The following is a 19328-nucleotide window of genomic DNA, read 5'->3' on the forward strand; positions in this document are numbered from 1 at the left end:
GGGACCGCTGACTGATGACCTTTACCGTGCGACAGGCCCTTGCAGCCGATGCCATCGCCCTCCCCACCATCGAGCGTTCGGCCGCCGCGCTGTTTCGCCTCGACCCTTCACTGGCCTGGCTGGCGGATGCCACCGTGCCGCAGGCCTCGGCGCATTTACCGGCCATTGAACAGGGCGCACTGTGGGTCGCGCAAAACAACGACGGGCAACTTGCAGGTTTTTTAAGGGCGGTGACTGTCGACCAACAGTTGCACATTGAGGAACTGTCCGTCAGCCAACACTTTCAGGGCCGGGGCGTCGGTCGCAAGTTGCTGTTGGCGGCGATTGAACAGGCGCGTCTGTGGCAACTTCGGGCGGTGACGCTGACGACGTTTCGCGATCTGCCGTGGAATGCGCCGTTCTATCAACGCATGGGTTTTGCGCTATTGAACGCCGACGACAGCGACGCACGTCTGAACCATGTATTGCGCGATGAAATCGCTCACGGATTGCCCGGCGAGCGACGTTGCGCCATGCGTCTGATCCTTACGCCGTCGCCTTGAGATCGACCCCCAGCGCCTGGGCGAACGCCTTGACCAACGGACTGCGCACGGTGTTGTGCCGCAGGATCAGATTGAACGGCGTGTCGAAGTGGATCAGCTCCGGGCACACCGCGCGAAACTGCCCGGCGGCAACCAGCGTGGCGGCGTAGTGCTGGGGCAGAAAGCCCACGAAACGCCCGGTCTTGATCAACAATGCCACCGCTTCGACCTGGGTCGCCGAGGCGGAAAAACTGTCGTAGCGGGCGAAGTTGAGCTTGTCGCGATGGATCGCGTAGCGGTGGTTGATGCACTCGTAATCCTGCAGCACGTTGCCGCCCATCTGCTCCGCCGGCATCTCGAACAACGGGTGGCCGACAGCGCAGTAAGCCTGCGAGCGTTCTTCATAGAGCGGGTAATAATCGAACTCTTCACGCTTTTGATAAACCGGGACTATTCCGGCAACTAAGCGACCCTCGACCACGCCTCTTTCTACTTCATCCAACTGAGTCGCCTGAAGTTGAAACCTTACTTTCGGTGAATGTTCATTTATCTTTTTAAGCGCGGCAACTAACGGCGAATTATCGTCGCTGATCGTATTATCGATCACCCCCACTCCTAGATCGCCGATAAGTTCATTCTGCGCTGAACTAAGCCGGTCACGAAAGTTGTCGACCGAAGCAAACAGATCAATCGACGCCTGATACACCAGACGCCCTTCTTCGGTCAGGTGAAACCCTTCGCGCCCCCGGGTACACAGGCGCATGCCGATGCGGATTTCCAGGTCGGAGATCTGTTTGCTGATCGCGGCCAGGCCCACGTTCAGCTCGTTTTGCGCCGCGCTGAAGCCGCCGGCCTCGACCACCGCCTTGAACACCTTGAGCAGTTTGAAATCCAGTCCGCTGAGGGCCAAAGGTGCCCGGTGAGCGGTTTTGACCGGTGGGTTTCCGGAATTGGAAAGTGGGGTTTCCATAATGCTGATTTACCTCTGGCGCAATGTTCAACAATCTGTGTCCAACAACAAAAACATCGCCGGCTAATAATAATGATCACAGAAAACCAGCCTTGGCAACCGCCAGAAAATCCCGAACATCAGTGCCAACTCACTGATCGCCAAACATTAAAAGCTGACACTTCGATCAGCTCTTGTCTCTTTGCAACTGCCCTCTTGAAAACTGCTTTGGCCTGATTCTGTCCGCTGCTGCTGTTCGCTGAATAGCCAGCGCGATTTCAGGGCCCGGCACATCGATTTCAGTTCGCGTTACCGACGAGGAAAACAACAAATGTCTCAAACCACCGACCGTCTCTGGGGTGCCCGTTTCAAAAGCGGCCCGTCCGCAGCCCTGGCGGCCCTGTCCCGTTGCCCCGAGCGCTATTTCCGCCTGACGCCGTACGATCTGGCCGGCTCCAAGGCCCACGCCGGGGAACTGCAACGTGCCGGCCTGCTCGACGAGCAGGAAACCCGCACGATGATCGAAGCCCTGGACGGCATCGGTGCCGATTTTTCTGCCGGGCGCATCGCCCCGACCCTGGACGACGAAGACGTTCACACCTTCATCGAGCGCCTGCTGACCGAACGCCTCGGCGCACTGGGCGGCAAGCTGCGCGCCGGCCGTTCACGCAACGACCAGACCGCCAACGACCTGCGCCTGTTCCTGCGTGATCACGTCCGCACCCTGGCCGTGGAAGTGCTGGCCCTGCAAACGGCGCTGGTGGATCAGGCCGAGCAGCATGTCGAAAGCATCTGCCCGGGCTTCACCCACTTGCAGCAGGCGCAACCGATCGTGTTCGCCCATCACCTGCTGGCCCACGCGCAATCGATGCTGCGCGACGTGCAACGCCTGGTGGACTGGGACGCGCGCACTTCGCTGTCGCCCCTCGGTGCTGCGGCCATGGCCGGTTCCGCGATCGCTCGCCAGCCGCAACAGTCGGCCAGGGAAATGGGCTACGCCGGGGTCTGCGAAAACTCCATCGACGCCGTGGCCAGCCGTGATCACGTCGCCGAATTCCTGTTCATCGCCAGCATGCTCGGGATCAACATCTCGCGTCTGGCCGAAGAGTTCTGCCTGTGGTCGTCGCGCCAGTTCCGCTGGGTCGATCTGGACGACGCCTACGCCACCGGCAGCTCGATCATGCCGCAGAAGAAAAACCCGGACATCGCCGAACTGGCGCGGGGCAAGGCTGGGCGTCTGATCGGCAACCTGACCGGCCTGCTGTCGACGCTCAAATCCCTGCCGCTGTCGTACAACCGCGACCTGAGCGAAGACAAGAACGGCGTGCTCGACAGCGTCGACACCTTGCTGCTGGTGCTGCCGGCCATGGCCGGGATGGTCGCGACCATGACCGTCAACGTCGAGGAACTGCGGCGTCAGGCACCGCTGGGTTTCACCCTCGCCACCGAAGTCGCCGACTGGCTGGCCGTGCGCGGCGTGCCGTTCAAGGAAGCTCACGAAATCACCGGCGCACTGGTTCAGGCCTGCGAAAAACACGACCTCGAATTGTGGGAAGCCTCGCCGGCGCTGCTGGCCGAGATCGACCCGCGCCTCACGGCAGACGTGCGTGACAGCCTGACCCTGGAAGCCGCCATCGCAGCACGCAGCGGCTGGGGCGGCACCGCGCCGCAACAGGTGCGCGAGCAGATCGGCCGCCTGAAAACCGCCCTCGCCGCGCAGCAACAGTGGACCGAAAACTACCAGGGCTTCCGCCTCTAAGCCGGGTCCCCCTCCCATCGGGAGGGGGTTGATCGACAAGTACAGTGTACGGAGAAACACCATGAGCCAGACTCAGGCAGAACGACTCCAGGCGGAGCGCAAACTGGCGGAAAACCAGTTCGACATTACCCAGTACCAGCATGTGCCACGGCGTTATTACGGGCGGATCTTCTTCGCCACCGTGATCGTCATCGCCATCATCGGCCTGGTGCGGGCCTTCGCCGAAGGCAAGATCGAATGGTCGTACATCGGCCAGTTCCTCACCTCCGAAGCGATCATGTGGGGCCTGTTCAACACGATCATCATGGCCGTGCTGGCCATGGCGCTGGGCATCGTGTTCGGGGTGATCACCGCGATCATGCGCATGTCGGCCAATCCGATCCTGCGTTACGTGGCCGTGACCTACACCTGGCTGTTTCGCGGTACGCCGCTGATTCTGCAACTGCTGTTGTGGTTCAACCTGGCGCTGATCTTCCCCACCATCGGCATTCCCGGCCTGTTCGAACTCGACACCGTGAGCCTGATGACCCCGTTCGTGGCCGCCCTGCTCGGCTTGAGCATTAACCAGGGCGCCTACACCGCTGAAGTGGTGCGCGCCGGCCTGCTCTCGGTGGACACCGGCCAGTACGAAGCCGCCAAGTCGATCGGCATGCCGCGCCTGCAAGCGCTGCGCCGGATCATCCTGCCGCAGGCCATGCGGATCATCATTCCGCCGGTCGGCAACGAATTCATCGGCATGGTGAAAATGACCTCGCTGGCGAGCGTCATCCAGTACTCGGAACTGCTCTACAACGCCCAGAACATTTACTACGCCAACGCCCGGGTCATGGAGCTGCTGATCGTCGCCGGTATCTGGTACCTGGCCACCGTCACCGTCCTGTCCTTTGGTCAAAGCCGTCTGGAGCGTCGTTTCGCTCGCGGCGCCGGCAAGCGTTCTTGAGGAGTCGAACATGAGAAACATCGTCAAGGCCGTGAGCCTGAACAAATATTACGACCAGTACCACGCGCTCAAGGACATCAACATCGAGGTCGAGCAAGGCGAAGTGCTGTGCATCATCGGCCCGTCGGGCTCGGGCAAGAGCACCCTGCTGCGCTGCGTCAACCAGTTGGAAAAGATCGACAAGGGCGGCCTCTGGGTCGATGGCGAACTGGTCGGCTACCGCGTGGTCGGGCACAAGCTGCACGAACTCAACGAGTCGCAGATCGCCCGCCAGCGCCTGGCCACCGGCATGGTGTTCCAGCGCTTCAACCTGTTCCCGCACATGACCGTGCTGCAAAACATCATCGAAGGCCCGTGCCAGGTGCTCAAGCGTTCGCCCAAGGAGGCGCACGAAGAAGCCCTGGAGCTGCTGGCCCGGGTCGGCCTGGCCGACAAACGCAACAGCTACCCGATTGAACTGTCGGGCGGTCAGCAGCAACGGGTGGCGATTGCCCGCGCGCTGGCCATGCGACCCAAGCTGATGCTTTTCGATGAACCCACTTCGGCACTCGACCCGGAACTGGTCGGTGAGGTGCTGTCGGTGATGCGCGATCTGGCGCAGACCGGCATGACCATGATCGTCGTCACCCATGAACTGGGCTTCGCCCGGGAGGTTTCCAACCGCATGGTGTTCATGGACGGCGGGCAGATCGTGGAGGCTGGAAGCCCCGAAGAAATACTAATAAGTCCGCAAAACCCGCGCACCCAAAGCTTCATTTCTGCCGTTCGAACCTGAGGCCCCTTTGGCCTTCACAACACTCATAAGAGAACGTCCATGAAGAACTTCGTCATTCCAGCAGTACTCACCTCCCTCATGTCTTGCGGTGTCGCCGTGGCCGCCGAGTTGCCGGCCAGCATCAAGGAAAAAGGCGAGATCGTCGTCGCGATCATGCCCAACTATCCGCCGATGGATTTCAAGGACCCGGCCACCAACAAGCTCACCGGCCTTGACTACGACCTGGGCAACGCCCTGGCCGAACGCCTCGGGGTGAAGATCAAGTGGCAGGAGACCGGCTTCGAGCAAATGATCAACGCCCTGACCACCGACCGCGTGGACATGGTCCTGTCGGGCATGACCGACACCGCCGAGCGTCAGGCCAGCGTGACCTTCGTCGACTACTTCACCAGCGGCCCGCAGTTCTACACCTTGCAGAAGAACGCCGCGACCAACGAGATCATCGACCTGTGCGGCAAGAAAGTCGGCACCAGCCGCCGCACCACCTTCCCGGCGGAAATCGCCGAGTGGAGCAAGGCCAACTGTGAAGCCGCCGGGAAACCTGCGATCAACGTGATCGGCACCGAAGGCTCGGCTGACGCCCGTGCGCAACTGCGCCAGAGCCGCATCGATGCGGCAATGCAGGGCAGCGAAACCCTGTCGTACCTCAAGACCCAGGAAAAGGACATGTACAAAACGGTCGGCCAGCCGATCTCCGTGCAGTTCACCGGGTTGGGTGTGAGCAAGAAGAAGCCTGAGCTCAGTGAAGCGGTAAAAGTGGCGCTGCAGAGCATGGTGGATGACGGCAGCTACAACGCGATTCTGAAGAAGTGGGATCTGGAGCTGGGTGCGATCAAGGATGTGACCATTAACGCGGGCAAGTAAACCTTCGCCACGGATGCCCGGCTGCGATCTTTTGATTGATCGTTCCCACGCTCTGCGTGGGAATGCAGCCGGGGACGCTCTGCGTCCCGAACAAAGATCGCAGCCTTCGGCAGTTCCTACAGATGAGTATCGGAGCGCTGTGATGTCCTCCTCACCCCAACCCACCTGGCCCGACCAGCACAAAGCCTGCCTCGCCCTGGCCTTCGACCTCGACGGCCCGACCGGCGATGCCATGCTCAACAACTCGATCTGGCACAAACCCGAATACTTCGGCTTCGGCGGCTACGGCCCGTATCGCGCCCTGCCACGCCTGCTGGATCTGCTCGATGCCTTCAAGATCCCGACCACCTTCTTCGTCCCCGCCTGGGTCGTGGAAAACTGGCCGAAACAATGCCAGGCCATCGTCGAGCGCGGTCATGAAGTCGCCTACCACGGCTACAAACACGAATCCTTCTACGCCCTGACGCTGGACCAGCAGCAGGCCGTGATGAACAAGTCCCGCGACGTGTTCTGGCAATACCTGCACATCCGCGCCGAGGGCTTTCGCACCCCGTCCGGCGACTGGCGCGCCGAAACCCCGGCGATGCTGGCCGACAACGGCGTCATCTATTCCAGCAGCATGCGCGGCGACGATCGCCCGTATCTGGTCAACGTCCCCGGCCACGACACGCCGCTGGTGGAGATCCCCGGCCGCTGGGAAATGGACGACTACGCCGCCCTCGCTTACACCCGCGCCCCGAACTTCCCGTCCGGGCTCGATCGCACCGCCAGCTACGAGCTGACCCTCGACAACTGGCAACGCGAATACGACGGCGCAATGGACGAAGGCCTGTGCCTGACCACCCTGTTCCACCCGAAAATCACCGGCAAACCGGGGCGCATCCTGTTGCTGGAGAAACTCTTCGAACACATGCGCCAACGCGATGACGTGTGGTTCGCCACCTGCCGCGACGTCGCCCGCTGGTGGCTGAAGGAGCATCACCATGGCTGACTCCAGCAAACTCTGGCCCGCCGGCAAACGCTGCGCGGTGGTGCTGACCGTCGATTACAACGACATCCACGGCATTCTCACCCAGGCCCCGGAAGTCGTCGGGCGCGACAAGACGCTGTCGGTGTGGCGCTACGGCACGCAACGCGGCGTCGAGCGTTTGCTCGGCCTGTTCAGGGAACTCGGGGTGCGCAGCAGCTGGTTCGTGCCCGGCATCGTTGCCGAAGAAAACCCGCAGCACATCGCCGCGATCCTGGCTGACGGCCATGAAGTCGCCAGCGCCGGCTACCGCCATCAGGATTACGACACGCTGGATCTGGCGGCGCAAAGCGCGGAAGTCGCCAAGGGCTGTGCGGCGCTGGAAGCACTTACCGGCGTGCATCCAACCGGCTTCCGGATTCCGGCGGGTAACGGCGCGCCGGGCTTCATCGAAGCCTTGAAAGATCACGGCATTCTCTGGTCTTCCTCATGGCGTGGCGATGACCTGCCGTTCTTGCACCCGACCGCGCCCGAAGTGGTCGAGTTGCCGCTGCATTACGAACTGGAAGACGAACCCTACTTCGCCTTCAACCTGAGCCCGGCCGTACCGCCGGCGCAATCGCGGATCGCCTCTTACAGCCACACCCTGGGCAACCTGCAAATGGACTTCGCCGGCTTCCACCGCTTCGGCCTGTGCTACGTGCTGCGCCTGCACCCGGAAATCATCGCCACGCCAGGACGCATCGGCGTGCTGCGCGAATTGCTGCAAGGCATTCAGCAGCATGACGACGTGTGGATCGCCACCGGCGCCGAAGTCGCGCAGTGGTGGGCGCAAACGGCGGCGCCGGTCGCGCAGGATCATCCGGCGTCGGTGTATGAGCGCCATTATCGGGACTACCTCGTATGACCGAACGCATGCAGCGGCTGGCGCGGTTTTGCGTCGAGACCCGCTTTGAAGACCTGCCGCCAGCGTTGGTGGAACAGGCCAAGCGGCACATTCTCGACACCTTCGGCGCAGCACTGGCCGGGGCCGACAGCGCGGTGGCGCTTCAGGCGCGGCAGGTGTTCGGTGCGGAGCCGGGCAACGCGCTGGTCTGGGGTTCGTCACTGCGCGTCGGCGCGGGACATGCGGCGTTGCTCAACGGCATCGCCGCCCATGCGCTGGAACTGGACGACACCGGCGGTTGTGATCATTCCGGCGCGGTGGTGTTGCCGGCGGTGATGGCGGCTTTGTCATTGGTGGATCGGCCGGTGGACGGTCGCGAGTTCATCACCGCCGTGGTGATCGGCTACGAAATCGGCCGGCGGGTGCTGGAGGCCTGCGGCAGTTATTCGGCGCACAACGGCGCCGGCTGGCATTCGACCGCCACTTGCGGCGTGTTCGGCGCGGCGGCGGCCTGTGCGCGGATCTTTGCGCTGGATTTCGGGCAAACCGTGTCGGCGCTGGGCATCGCCGGCAGTTTCAGCGGCGGGTTGTGGGCGTTCATTCATGACGGCTCGCAAAGCAAGAAACTGCACAGCGGCCGTGCGGCCGAGGGTGGATTGCTCGCCGCGCGTTTTGCTCGCGAAGGCGTCAGCGGGCCGTCGGTATTGTTCGAGGATGTCTGGGGTGGATTTCTCAAGACCCTGGCACCGTGCAGCGCGCAGCCGGACGCGCTGGATGCTGATTTGGGACAGGTCTGGAAACTCGCGCGCTGTTCGATCAAACCCTATGCCGCGTGTCGTGGCACCCATTCGGCCATCGATGCACTCGGCTTGTTGCTGGAGCAATTGCAGGTCGGCGCCGATCAGGTGGAAGACGTGCAGGTGAACCTGTGCGGGTTTCTGCTCGACATGTGCGGCGGCCGCGACACCCGCAGTCTGGCCGCCGCGCAAATGAGTCTGCCCTACGCCCTCGCCGCGCGACTGGTGCATGGTCATTGCCGCCTCGAGGCTTACGATGAGCAGCCGCGCAACGATCCGCAAATCACCCACTGGCTGACGCGCATTCGCCTTGAAGTGGATGAGCGACTGTCGGAGGATGGCGAGCCGCTGGTCATTCTTCGAACCCGCGACGGGCGTCAGACGAGTCTGTGTGTCGAGGTGCCGCTGGGCGCGCCGGGCAATCCGCTGAGCGAGGCGGCGCTGGAGGAGAAGTTTTTCAGTCTGGCGCTGCGAGTCATTTCACCGGTCAAGGCCGAGCCGTTACTGGCGCAGCTGCGGCAACTGCAAACGCTGGATTCCGTGCGCGATCTCGAGCACCTGTTAACCGAATAAGGACATTTGATTTTCCGTGGCCACCTACTCGCTCGTTATCCGCCGCCTGATGATCGTTTCGCTGACCATCGTCGTCAGCCGCGCCATCACCAGTCCGCTGCTCACCCTGTTTTTGAGCAACAAGCTCGGCCTCAACCAACAGGACGTCGGGTTGTTGCTGGGCATCGCGGTGTTCATCGCCACCCTGCTCGCGCTGTACGGTGGCTACATCATCGACCGGCTGGAAAAGCGCCGGTTGCTGATTCTGGCGATGCTTTCCAGCGCCATCGGCTTCGTGCTGCTGACCTTCGCCAAAGACCTGTATCTGACGACCCTGACGCTGGTCATCACCGAAACCGCTTCGGCGCTGTTCCTGATCGGCTCCAAGGCGATCCTCAGTGAAAACCTGCCCATGGGCCAGCGGGCCAAGGCGTTTTCCCTGCGCTATACGCTGACCAACATCGGCTACGCCACCGGCCCGATGCTCGGCGTGGTAATCGCCGGGGTCTACCCGATTGCGCCCTTCTTGATTGCCGCCGGCATCGCTTTCGGCAGCATCTTCCTGATGATCGGGATTCCCAAGGATGCCAGCCCGGTCGCCGCCATCGGCCAACCGCAAAGCTTCCTGAAAACCCTCATCACCCTGAAAAACGACCGCACGCTGATCATGTTCACCTGCGGCTGTCTGCTCAGCACCGTGGTTCACGGCCGCTTCACCCTGTACCTGTCGCAATACCTGCTGGTGGTCGAGGATTCGCAGCGGGCGTTGCAAACCATGGCCGCCCTGCTCGCCTGCAACGCCATCGCGGTGATCCTGCTGCAATACCAGATCGGCCGCTTCCTCAACCGGGAAAAACTGCGCTACTGGATCGCCGCCGGCACCAGCCTGTTCATCGTTGGATTGATCGGCTTCAGCCTGGCCGACAGCCTGGTGACCTGGTGCATCGCAATGTTCATTTTCACTCTCGGCGAGATGATCATTTACCCGTCGGAATTTCTGTTCGTCGACACCCTGGCCCCGGAAGAACTGCGCGGCAGCTATTACGGCGCGCAGAACCTCGCGGCGCTGGGTGGCGCGTTGAGCCCGGTGATTTGCGGTTTCCTGCTGATGCACACGCCGGCGCCGACCATGTTCTACGCCCTCAGCGCACTGACGGCGATGGGCGGGTTTCTGTGTTTCATGAGTGGGCGGCGCGTGGCTTTACTTCACAAATAATGCACTGAAACTGCATTTATATGAATTTGTCAGCATCGAGATTGCTTGGCACACTGTGCGCGTTCCTCCCCCAATAGTTGGAACACTTCGAAGGACTTTCCGCGTTTACGGACAAGTCCTTTTTTTTGCCCTGAATTTCGCAAAGGATCGATTCTGCATGCTCGCTCGCTGGTTGCCCGCCGCCATCAACACCCGCCCCACCGAATGGAGCCGCGCCGCCATCGGCATGGCCCTGGGCACGTTGTTCAGTGTTTGGGCGTGCAGTCAGGTGTTCGGCATTGAAGTGGCCTACCACCTGATCGGCCCTCTGGGCGCTTCGGCGGTGCTGTTGTTCGCCGTATCGTCCGGCGCCCTCGCCCAGCCGTGGTCGATCATCGGCGGTTACCTGTGCGCGGGCGTCGTCGCGTTGCTGGTGGCCCACGTCCTCGGCCGAACCCTCGGCAGTGCGTGCCTCGCCGCAGGCATGGCGCTGATCCTGATGTGCTGGCTGCGCTGCCTGCACCCGCCGGCCGGCGCCGTCGCGTTGACCATGGTGCTGGCCGACCCGATGACCATCGCCATGGACTGGAAAGCCCTGGAACCGGCGATGCTCAGCGCCGCGTGCCTGCTGCTCGCCGCACTGGCCTACAACAACCTCACCCGCATTCGCTATCCGAAACGCCCCGCAGAACCGGCGCCGGCCGTGGCGCCGGTGGATATTCAGGCCATCACGGCCGAGGATCTGAAACTGGCACTGGCCGATATGGAGGCGTTCATCGATGTCACGCCGGAGGATCTGGAACAGTTGATTCATAACAGTGAACTGCACGCCAAGCGGCGCAGCATTGGCCAGGTGTTCCGCTGAGTCCGGAGCCTGTACCTGTCAGCGTTGTCGATTGAAAAGAAGCCGCGATCCCGTGCATTTGGCCTAAGGTAAAAATGCAGACAGCCCGTGCACATATCCCCGTTGTACACGGCAAATTTGCACTGTTACGATCCGCTAACGCTCGCGCGCGAGCTTCTCGAATAAAGACAATAAAAGCAGGGAGTTAGTGATGACTGCTCAGGCTTCATCCCCGCGGACTTCGTCCATGGATGCCACGCCGCACGAAGTGCTGGCCGAGGTTCGCAATCACATCGGTCATCTGACCCTCAACCGCCCCGCCGGCCTCAATGCCCTGACCCTCGACATGGTGCGCCAGCTCCAGCAGCATCTGGACGCCTGGGCCGCCGATGCCGATATCCACGCGGTGGTGCTGCGCGGTGCCGGCGAAAAAGCCTTTTGCGCCGGTGGCGACATTCGCTCGCTCTACGACAGTTTCAAAAGCGGCGACACGCTGCACGAAGATTTCTTCGTCGAGGAATACGCCCTCGACCTGACGATCCACCACTACCGCAAACCGGTGCTGGCGCTGATGGACGGTTTCGTCCTCGGCGGCGGCATGGGCCTGGTGCAAGGCGCCGATCTGCGGGTGGTCACCGAGAAGAGCCGTCTGGCGATGCCGGAAGTGGCGATCGGCTATTTCCCGGATGTCGGCGGCAGTTATTTCCTGCCACGCATTCCCGGTGAACTGGGGATTTATCTGGGCGTCAGCGGCGTGCAGATCCGTGCAGCGGATGCGCTGTATTGCGGGTTGGCCGACTGGTATCTGGACAGCAGCAAACTCGGCATCCTCGACGAACAGCTCGATCACCTGGAGTGGCACGACACGCCGCTTAAAGACCTGCAAAACCTGCTGGCCCGCCACGCCGTGCAAACCCTGCCGGATGCGCCGCTCGAAGCCTTGCGCCCGGCCATCGACCACTTCTTCGCCTTGCCTGATGTGCCGAGCATCGTCGAGCAACTGCGCGCCGTGACCGTCGCCGACAGCCACGAATGGGCGACCACCACCGCCGACCTGCTGGAAACCCGCTCGCCGCTGGCCATGGGTGTGACCCTGGAAATGCTCCGTCGCGGCCGCCATCTGAGCCTGGAACACTGCTTCGCCCTCGAACTGCATGTGGATCGCCAGTGGTTCGAACGCGGCGACCTGATCGAAGGCGTGCGCGCCCTGCTGATCGACAAAGACAAATCACCACGCTGGAACCCGCCGACCCTGGCTGCGCTGCACGCCGAGCAGGTCGCGAGTTTCTTCCACGGTTTCGCTGAGAGCGGGAGCTGAGCCATGCACGATCTCGAATTGACTGAAGACCAGGTCATGATCCGCGACATGGCCCGGGACTTTGCCCGTGGCGAAATCGCGCCCCACGCACAAGCCTGGGAAAAGGCCGGCTGGATCGATGACGCTCTGGTGGCAAAGATGGGCGAACTCGGCTTGCTGGGCATGGTAGTGCCGGAAGAATGGGGCGGCACCTACGTCGACTACGTGGCCTATGCGCTGGCGGTGGAAGAGATTTCCGCCGGTGACGGTGCCACCGGCGCGTTCATGAGCATCCACAACTCGGTGGGCTGCGGGCCGGTGCTCAACTACGGCAGCAAAGAACAGAAACAGACCTGGCTGGCGGACCTGGCCAGCGGCGCGGTGATCGGCTGCTTCTGCCTGACCGAACCCCAGGCCGGCTCCGAAGCGCACAACCTGCGCACCCGCGCCGAACTGCGCGACGGGCAATGGGTGATCAACGGCGCCAAGCAATTTGTCAGCAATGGCAAGCGGGCGAAACTGGCGATCGTGTTTGCGGTGACCGATCCGGATCTGGGCAAGCGTGGCATCTCGGCGTTTCTGGTGCCGACCGACACGCCGGGCTTCATCGTCGATCGCACCGAACACAAGATGGGCATCCGCGCTTCCGACACCTGCGCGGTGACCTTGAACAACTGCAGCATTCCCGAAGCCAATCTGCTGGGTGAACGCGGCAAAGGTCTGGCGATTGCCCTTTCCAACCTGGAAGGCGGACGTATCGGTATCGCCGCGCAAGCATTGGGCATCGCCCGTGCGGCGTTCGAGGCGGCGCTGGGTTATGCCCGTGATCGGGTGCAGTTTGGCAAGGCGATTGTCGAGCACCAGAGCATCGCCAACCTGCTGGCGGACATGCAGATGCAGATCAACGCGGCCCGCTTGATGATCCTGCACGCGGCGCGGCTGCGCACGGCGGGCAAACCGTGTCTGTCGGAGGCTTCGCAGGCCAAGCTGTTTGCGTCGGAGATGGCTGAAAAGGTGTGTTCGTCAGCGATTCAGATTCATGGCGGGTATGGGTATCTGGAGGATTACCCGGTTGAGAAGTACTACCGGGATGCGCGGATTACCCAGATTTATGAGGGGTCGAGCGAGATACAGCGGATGGTGATTGCTCGGGAGTTGAAGAACTATCAGCTCTGACTGATCGCCCCCACGCAATGCGTGGGGGCGAACGCTATTACTTGCCCTGGAACTCGGCAGGTCGCTTGGCCACAAACGCCGCCATCCCTTCCTTCTGATCCTGCGTCGCAAACGCCGCATGGAACACCCGGCGCTCGAAGCGCACGCCTTCAGTCAGGTTCACTTCGAATGCACGATTCACGCTTTCCTTGACCATCATCGTAATCGGCAGCGATTTGCTGGCGATCACTGCAGCGACTTTCAGCGCCTCATCCAGCAACTCGGCACTCGGCACGATCCGCGCGACGATGCCGCAGCGCTCGGCTTCCACCGCGTCGATCATGCGACCGCTCAGGCACATTTCCATGGCCTTGGCCTTGCCCACCGCACGGGTCAGGCGCTGGGTGCCGCCCATGCCCGGCAGCACGCCGAGGTTGATTTCCGGCTGGCCGAATTTGGCGTTGTCGCCGGCCAGGATGAAGTCGCACATCAGCGCCAGTTCACAGCCACCGCCGAGGGCAAAACCGTTGACCGCCGCGATGATCGGCTTACGGCGGTTGGCCACGCGATCGCTGTCGCTGAACAGGTCGTCCATGTAGATCTGCGGGTAGGTCAGATCGGCCATTTCCTTGATGTCGGCGCCGGCGGCAAAGGCTTTGGTCGAGCCGGTGATGACGATGCAGCCAATGTTCGCGTCAGCTTCAAAACCATCGAGCGCGCGGTTCACTTCGCTGACCAGTTGCGCATTCAGGGCATTCAGCGCCTGCGGGCGATTGAGGGTGATCAGGCCGACGCGGCCATGGGTTTCCAGCAAAATCGTTTCGTAACTCATGTGCAGATTCCTTCTCAAAGATTGCGCGAAATGACCATGCGCTGAATGTCGCTGGTGCCTTCGTAGATCTGGCAGACCCGCACGTCGCGGTAGATGCGCTCCAGCGGGAAGTCGTTGAGGTAACCGTAACCGCCGAGGGTTTGCAAGGCCATGGAGCAGACCTTCTCGGCCATTTCCGAGGCGAACAGTTTGGCCATCGACGCCTCGACCAACGCCGGCTGACCGCTGTCGCGAAGGGCGGCGGCGTAATGCACCATCTGCCGCGCCACGGCGATCTGGGTGGCCATGTCCGCCAGGCGGAAGGCCACGGCCTGATGCTCGATGATCGGCTTGCCGAAGGTGTCGCGTTCGCGGGCGTAATCACGGGCCGCCTCGAACGCAGCGCGGGCCATGCCCACCGATTGCGAAGCGATGCCGACGCGGCCACCTTCGAGGTTGGCCAGAGCGATCTTGTAGCCCTCGCCCTCCTCGCCCAACCGGTTGGCCACCGGCACTTTCACGTCTTCGAACAGAATCTGGCAGGTGTCCGAGGCGTGCTGGCCGAGCTTGTCTTCGATGCGGGCGACTTTATAGCCCGGCGAGTCGGTCGGCACGATGAAGGCGCTGATCCCGCGCTTGCCGGCACTCGGATCAGTCACGGCAAACACGATCACGATCCCGGCGTTCTGTCCGGAGGTGATGAACTGTTTGCAGCCGTTGAGCACGTAGTGATCGCCTTCAAGGCGTGCACGGGTTTTCAGGCTGCTGGCGTCGGAGCCAGCTTGCGGTTCGGTCAACGCGAACGCACCGAGCATCTCGCCGCTGGCCAGCGGTTTGAGGAATCGCTCGCGCTGGTCGTCGTTGCCGAACTTGAGGATCGGCACGCAACCCACCGAGTTGTGCACGCTCATGATCGTCGAGCAGGCGCCGTCGCCGGCGGCGATTTCTTCCAGGGCCATGGCGTAAGCCAGGTAACCGGTGTCGCAACCGCCCCACTGCTCCGGCACCAGCATGCCGAAGAAGCCCAGCCCGGCCATTTCACCGATGGCTTCTTTCGGAAAGCGGTGCTCGCGATCCCACTCGGCGGCAAACGGTTTGAGCCGTTCCTCGGCAAACTGCCGGGCCATGTCGCGGATTTGTTGTTGGTCGTCATTGGGAATCATGGCAAATCCTTAACTCGGGTTCAGACGCACTCGACAGCCATCGCCGTGGCCTCACCGCCACCGATACAGATCGCCGCGACGCCGCGTTTCAGGCCTTTCTGGCGCAGGGCCGAGAGCAAGGTCACCAGAATCCGCGCGCCGGAGGCACCGATCGGATGACCCAGGGCGCAGGCGCCGCCGTGGATGTTGAGCTTGTCGTGGGGGATTTCCAGGTGGGTCATCGCCGCCATGCCGACCACGGCGAACGCTTCGTTGACCTCGAACAGATCGACCTGATCCAGCGACCAGCCGGTTTTCTTCATCAGCTTCTTGATCGCCCCAATCGGCGCCACCGGGAACAGGCCCGGAGTATCGGCAAACGCGGCGTGACCGTGAATCACCGCCAGCGGTTTCAGACCTTGTTGCTGCGCTTGCGACTGACGCATCAGCACCAGTGCGGCGGCGCCGTCGGAGATCGAGCTGGAGTTGGCCGCAGTTACCGTACCGCCCTCGCGGAACGCCGGTTTCAGCGAAGCGATCTTGTCCAGTTTGGCTTTTGGCGGCTGCTCGTCGTTGCTGATGATCACTTGTTCTTTGCCGACGGTGACGGTCAGCGGAACGATCTCGGCCTTGAAGCTGCCGTCCTTGATTGCCTGCTGGGCGCGGGTGGTCGAGGCGATGGCGAAAGCATCCTGAGCCTCGCGGCTGAAGTGATTGGTTTCGGCGCAATCCTCGGCGAAGGTGCCCATCAGGCGGCCCTTGTCGTAGGCGTCTTCGAGGCCGTCGAGGAACATCGAATCCAGCACCCGGCCGTGGCCCATGCGGTAACCGGCGCGGGCGCGATCCAGCAGGTACGGCGCGTTGGACATGCTTTCCATGCCGCCGGCGATCACCACATCGGCACTGCCGGCCAGCAGCATGTCGTGGGCCAGGATGGTGGTTTCCATGCCCGAGCCGCACATCTTGTTGACGGTGGTGCAGCGGGTGGACTTGTCCAGTCCGGCGCCCAGCGCAGCCTGACGCGCAGGTGCCTGACCGAGACCGGCCGGCAACACGCAGCCGAACAGCACTTCATCGACCGCATCGGCGGCGACACCGGCGCGTTCAACCGCAGCCTTGATTGCAGCTGCGCCCAGTTGCGGCGCGGTCAAGCTTTTCAGTTCGCCCTGAAAACCGCCCATCGGGGTGCGGACGGCGCTGACGATGACAATCGGATCATTGGAGATGGTCATGGGAAATCCTCCTTACTTGGCGGCCATGCGCAAGGCACCGTCGAGACGGATCACCTCGCCGTTGAGCATGCTGTTTTCAATGATATGCCGCACCAGCGCGGCGTATTCGGCAGGTTTGCCCAGACGCGGCGGGAACGGTACGCCGGCGGCCAGCGAGTCGCGCACTTCCGGGGTCATGCCGGCCATCATCGGGGTTTCGAAAATGCCCGGGGCGATGGTCATCACGCGAATGCCGAAGCGCGCCAGCTCACGGGCCGCAGGCAGGGTCAGGCTGGCGATGGCGCCTTTGGACGCCGAATACGCGGCCTGACCGATCTGGCCGTCGAACGCAGCGACCGAGGCGGTGTTGATGATCACACCGCGCTCGCCGTCAGCGTTGGCTTGGCTTTCAGCAATCGCGGCTGCCGCCAGACGCAACATGTTGAAGCTGCCGATCAGGTTGACGTTGATCACCTGCGCGAAACTGGACAATGCGTGCGGGCCGTTCTTGCCGAGGATTTTCTCGCCGCGAACGATGCCGGCGCAGTTCACCAGACCATTCAGGCTGCCGAAGGCTTTAACGGTCGCCTGCACGGCGGCTTCGGCGGCGGCTTCGTTGCTGATGTCGGCCACCACGCTCTGCGCCCCCAGGCGCTGGGCCTGAGCAGCGACGGCATCGGCGTTCATGTCCACCAGCATCACTTTGGCGCCGGCGCTCACCAGCAATTCAGCGGTGGCGGCACCCAGGCCGGATGCGCCGCCGGTGACGATAAAAACCTTGTTCTCGATCTGCATGACTGACTTCCTGATTCAAGCTGAAACGTTGTGCGCCGCGGCCTCTTGAGCCTTGGCGATTTCCTGGTTGCGCAAGATAAAGCGCTGCAATTTGCCGCTCGGGGTTTTCGGCAACTCGCTGACAAATTCGATTTCACGGGGGTACGAATGCGCGGCCAGACGTTTGCGCACGTGTTGCCGCAGTTCTTCGGCCAGCGCCGGTTCGGCACGGTATTGCGGGTTGAGCACGACGAAGGCTTTGACCAGTTCAGTACGCTCCGGATCGGGCTTGCCGACCACTGCCGCTTCAACGACGGCTGGGTGTTCGATCAGTGCACTTTCCACGTCGAACGGGCCGACGCGATAGCCGGAAGTGGTGATGACGTCGTCGCTGCGGCCGACGAAGCTGATGCTGCCGTCCGGGTTCCACTCGACGGTGTCGCCGCTCAGGTAGTAATTGCCGACGAAGGCTTTGGTCGGCGCGCCTTCGTAACCGGCGAACCAGCACATCGGCGACTGTGTGCGGTCGATGGCGAGGATGCCGGGCTGGCCGACGCCGAGTTCATTATTCTGCTCGTCGAGCACCACGATGCGATGGCCCGGCGAAGCAAAACCGGCAGCGCCGAGGTGGATCGGGTGTTCGAGGCCGTGGTGGTTGCACAGGACCATGCCCAGTTCGGTCTGGCCGTAGTGGTCGTGAATGACCACGCCGAGGTTGTCGGCGAACCAGCGAATCACTTCCGGGTTCAACGGCTCACCGGCGCTGCTGACGATGCGCAGCTTGCCCTTGATCGACCTGGCGAACTCATCGCCGCCGGCAATCAGCAGACGATACGCCGTCGGCGAACCGGTGAGGTTGGTGATCCCGTACTTGTTGATCACCCGGCAGGTGCTTTCGAGGGTGAACGGGCCATCGTAGAACGTGATCGGATGGCCCATCGACAACGGGCCGGTCACGCCAAAATAGATGCCGTAGGCCCAGCCCGGATCGGCGACGTTCCAGAACGCATCTTCCGGGCGCAGATCCACGGCATCGCGGGTGTAGCTCTGGAACGCGACGATGGCCTTGAGCGGCACCGACAGCGCTTTCGACGGGCCGGTGGTGCCCGAGGTGAACATCAGCAGGAACGGATCTTCGCCGGTCAGCATCAGCGGTTCGCAGACATTGGAATGGTTGGGCAGCTCGGCCCAGAAACTGAAATCGCCACGGACGATGCCCTGGCCTTTCGGGCCGCCGACAGTGACCAGCGTCGGGCAGTCGGCGACTTCACTGAGTTTTGGCCGATTGACTGCATCGGTGACCACGACTTTGGCACCGGAGCAGTTCAGGCGATGTTCGAGGGCTTTGGGGCCGAACGCGGTGAACAGCGGTTGATACACCGCGCCGATGCGCCAGGTGGCGAACACGGTGATCAGCAATTCGATGTTGCGCGGCAGCAGGCCGGCGACCTTGTCGCCCTTCTGCACGCCCTGGGCGAGAAGGAAATTGGCGAAACGCGCGGCTTTGTCCTGCAGGTCGCTGAAAGTGTACGTCGCACTGGCGCCGTCGCGGCCTTCCCAGAACAGCGCGATGCGCCCCGGCAAAGCATGGCGGTCACAACATTCGACGCAGGCGTTGAGCGCCTCGAGCGTGCCGCTGAGCGCGGCATCCACGGTGTGCTGATAATCAAACTGTGCGGTGGCAGACAAGTAATCGCGCATTGCCAGAATCCCTCTGTTCTTATTAGGTTGGGGAACCGTAAACAACAGAGGAATACTCGCGCCGCACGCCGGCTGCGGCAATGGTCAAAGCCCTCAAAGTGGATGACTGGTTTGGCCAAGATTCCGGACTTTGATCGCTCCCACGCCGTGCCGCGATGATCGTTCCCACGCTCTGCGTGGGAATGCCT

At 62.4% G+C, this 19328-nt stretch carries 18 protein-coding genes; 12 read left to right on the forward strand and 6 right to left on the reverse strand.

Going from position 1 to position 19328, the window contains the following annotated elements:
- The first annotated feature begins 14 nt into the window (after positions 1-14).
- Complete coding sequence (locus ACEN93_RS03080; RefSeq protein ID WP_085666998.1) at positions 15-542, forward strand: GNAT family N-acetyltransferase; 528 nt, start codon at positions 15-17, stop codon at positions 540-542.
- On the opposite strand, the gene ACEN93_RS03085 is transcribed toward ACEN93_RS03080, so the two are convergent.
- Positions 526-1491 (reverse strand): LysR family transcriptional regulator, encoded by a 966-nt coding sequence (locus ACEN93_RS03085; protein ID WP_414881785.1) that lies wholly within the window; start codon positions 1489-1491, stop codon positions 526-528. The genes ACEN93_RS03080 and ACEN93_RS03085 overlap by 17 nt on opposite strands.
- A gap of 310 nt (positions 1492-1801) precedes the next feature.
- Between ACEN93_RS03085 and argH the strand changes: the two genes are divergently transcribed.
- The 11 genes from argH to ACEN93_RS03140 all read left to right on the forward strand — a co-directional run bounded on the left by argH (position 1802) and on the right by ACEN93_RS03140 (position 13522).
- A complete protein-coding gene (argH, locus tag ACEN93_RS03090) occupies positions 1802-3229 on the forward strand; it encodes an argininosuccinate lyase (RefSeq protein WP_039768624.1) in 1428 nt (475 codons plus the stop codon).
- A 61-nt stretch (positions 3230-3290) separates the two neighbouring features.
- Entirely contained in the window at positions 3291-4169 is an 879-nt protein-coding gene (locus ACEN93_RS03095; RefSeq protein WP_011334265.1) for an amino acid ABC transporter permease, read from the forward strand.
- A 10-nt stretch (positions 4170-4179) separates the two neighbouring features.
- Positions 4180-4944, forward strand: coding sequence for an amino acid ABC transporter ATP-binding protein (locus tag ACEN93_RS03100; RefSeq protein WP_039768627.1), 765 nt, complete (start codon positions 4180-4182; stop codon positions 4942-4944).
- A 39-nt stretch (positions 4945-4983) separates the two neighbouring features.
- A complete protein-coding gene (locus ACEN93_RS03105) occupies positions 4984-5808 on the forward strand; it encodes an ABC transporter substrate-binding protein (RefSeq protein WP_074690517.1) in 825 nt (274 codons plus the stop codon).
- Between the two features lie 142 nt (positions 5809-5950).
- Complete coding sequence (locus ACEN93_RS03110) at positions 5951-6799, forward strand: polysaccharide deacetylase family protein (RefSeq protein ID WP_495611037.1); 849 nt, start codon at positions 5951-5953, stop codon at positions 6797-6799.
- Positions 6792-7682, forward strand: coding sequence for a polysaccharide deacetylase family protein (locus ACEN93_RS03115; RefSeq protein ID WP_495611038.1), 891 nt, complete (start codon positions 6792-6794; stop codon positions 7680-7682). The genes ACEN93_RS03110 and ACEN93_RS03115 overlap by 8 nt, the downstream gene beginning before the upstream one ends.
- Positions 7679-9031: an MmgE/PrpD family protein gene (locus ACEN93_RS03120; protein WP_495611039.1), complete on the forward strand. Its 1353-nt coding sequence runs from the start codon at positions 7679-7681 to the stop codon at positions 9029-9031. Before ACEN93_RS03115 ends, ACEN93_RS03120 begins: the two co-directional genes overlap by 4 nt.
- Positions 9032-9047: 16 nt before the next feature.
- On the forward strand, positions 9048-10226 hold the full coding sequence (locus ACEN93_RS03125; protein ID WP_207982823.1) for an MFS transporter: 1179 nt from the start codon (positions 9048-9050) through the stop codon (positions 10224-10226).
- 157 nt (positions 10227-10383) lie between these two features.
- The gene (locus ACEN93_RS03130) at positions 10384-11070 is read left to right on the forward strand and encodes an HPP family protein (RefSeq protein WP_495611040.1); all 687 of its coding nucleotides are present in this window, start codon (positions 10384-10386) and stop codon (positions 11068-11070) included.
- A gap of 190 nt (positions 11071-11260) precedes the next feature.
- Entirely contained in the window at positions 11261-12367 is a 1107-nt protein-coding gene (locus ACEN93_RS03135) for an enoyl-CoA hydratase/isomerase family protein (protein ID WP_495611041.1), read from the forward strand.
- 3 nt (positions 12368-12370) lie between these two features.
- Positions 12371-13522 (forward strand): acyl-CoA dehydrogenase family protein, encoded by a 1152-nt coding sequence (locus ACEN93_RS03140; protein ID WP_134333539.1) that lies wholly within the window; start codon positions 12371-12373, stop codon positions 13520-13522.
- 37 nt (positions 13523-13559) lie between these two features.
- On the opposite strand, the gene ACEN93_RS03145 is transcribed toward ACEN93_RS03140, so the two are convergent.
- The 5 genes from ACEN93_RS03145 to ACEN93_RS03165 are packed head-to-tail and all read right to left on the reverse strand — an operon-like array spanning position 13560 to position 19140.
- Positions 13560-14333 carry an enoyl-CoA hydratase gene (locus ACEN93_RS03145; protein ID WP_064381493.1) on the reverse strand — a complete coding sequence of 258 codons (774 nt, stop codon included), beginning with the start codon at positions 14331-14333 and terminating at the stop codon, positions 13560-13562.
- A 14-nt stretch (positions 14334-14347) separates the two neighbouring features.
- Positions 14348-15475: an acyl-CoA dehydrogenase gene (locus ACEN93_RS03150; protein WP_007951274.1), complete on the reverse strand. Its 1128-nt coding sequence runs from the start codon at positions 15473-15475 to the stop codon at positions 14348-14350.
- Positions 15476-15495: 20 nt separating this feature from the next.
- On the reverse strand, positions 15496-16686 hold the full coding sequence (locus ACEN93_RS03155) for an acetyl-CoA C-acyltransferase (RefSeq protein ID WP_495611042.1): 1191 nt from the start codon (positions 16684-16686) through the stop codon (positions 15496-15498).
- 12 nt (positions 16687-16698) lie between these two features.
- Complete coding sequence (locus ACEN93_RS03160) at positions 16699-17460, reverse strand: SDR family NAD(P)-dependent oxidoreductase (RefSeq protein ID WP_074690506.1); 762 nt, start codon at positions 17458-17460, stop codon at positions 16699-16701.
- Between the two features lie 15 nt (positions 17461-17475).
- Positions 17476-19140 (reverse strand): AMP-binding protein, encoded by a 1665-nt coding sequence (locus ACEN93_RS03165; protein WP_039768651.1) that lies wholly within the window; start codon positions 19138-19140, stop codon positions 17476-17478.
- Between the last annotated feature and the right edge of the window lie 188 nt (positions 19141-19328).

This window comes from Pseudomonas sp. Pseusp21 (assembly GCF_059492145.1).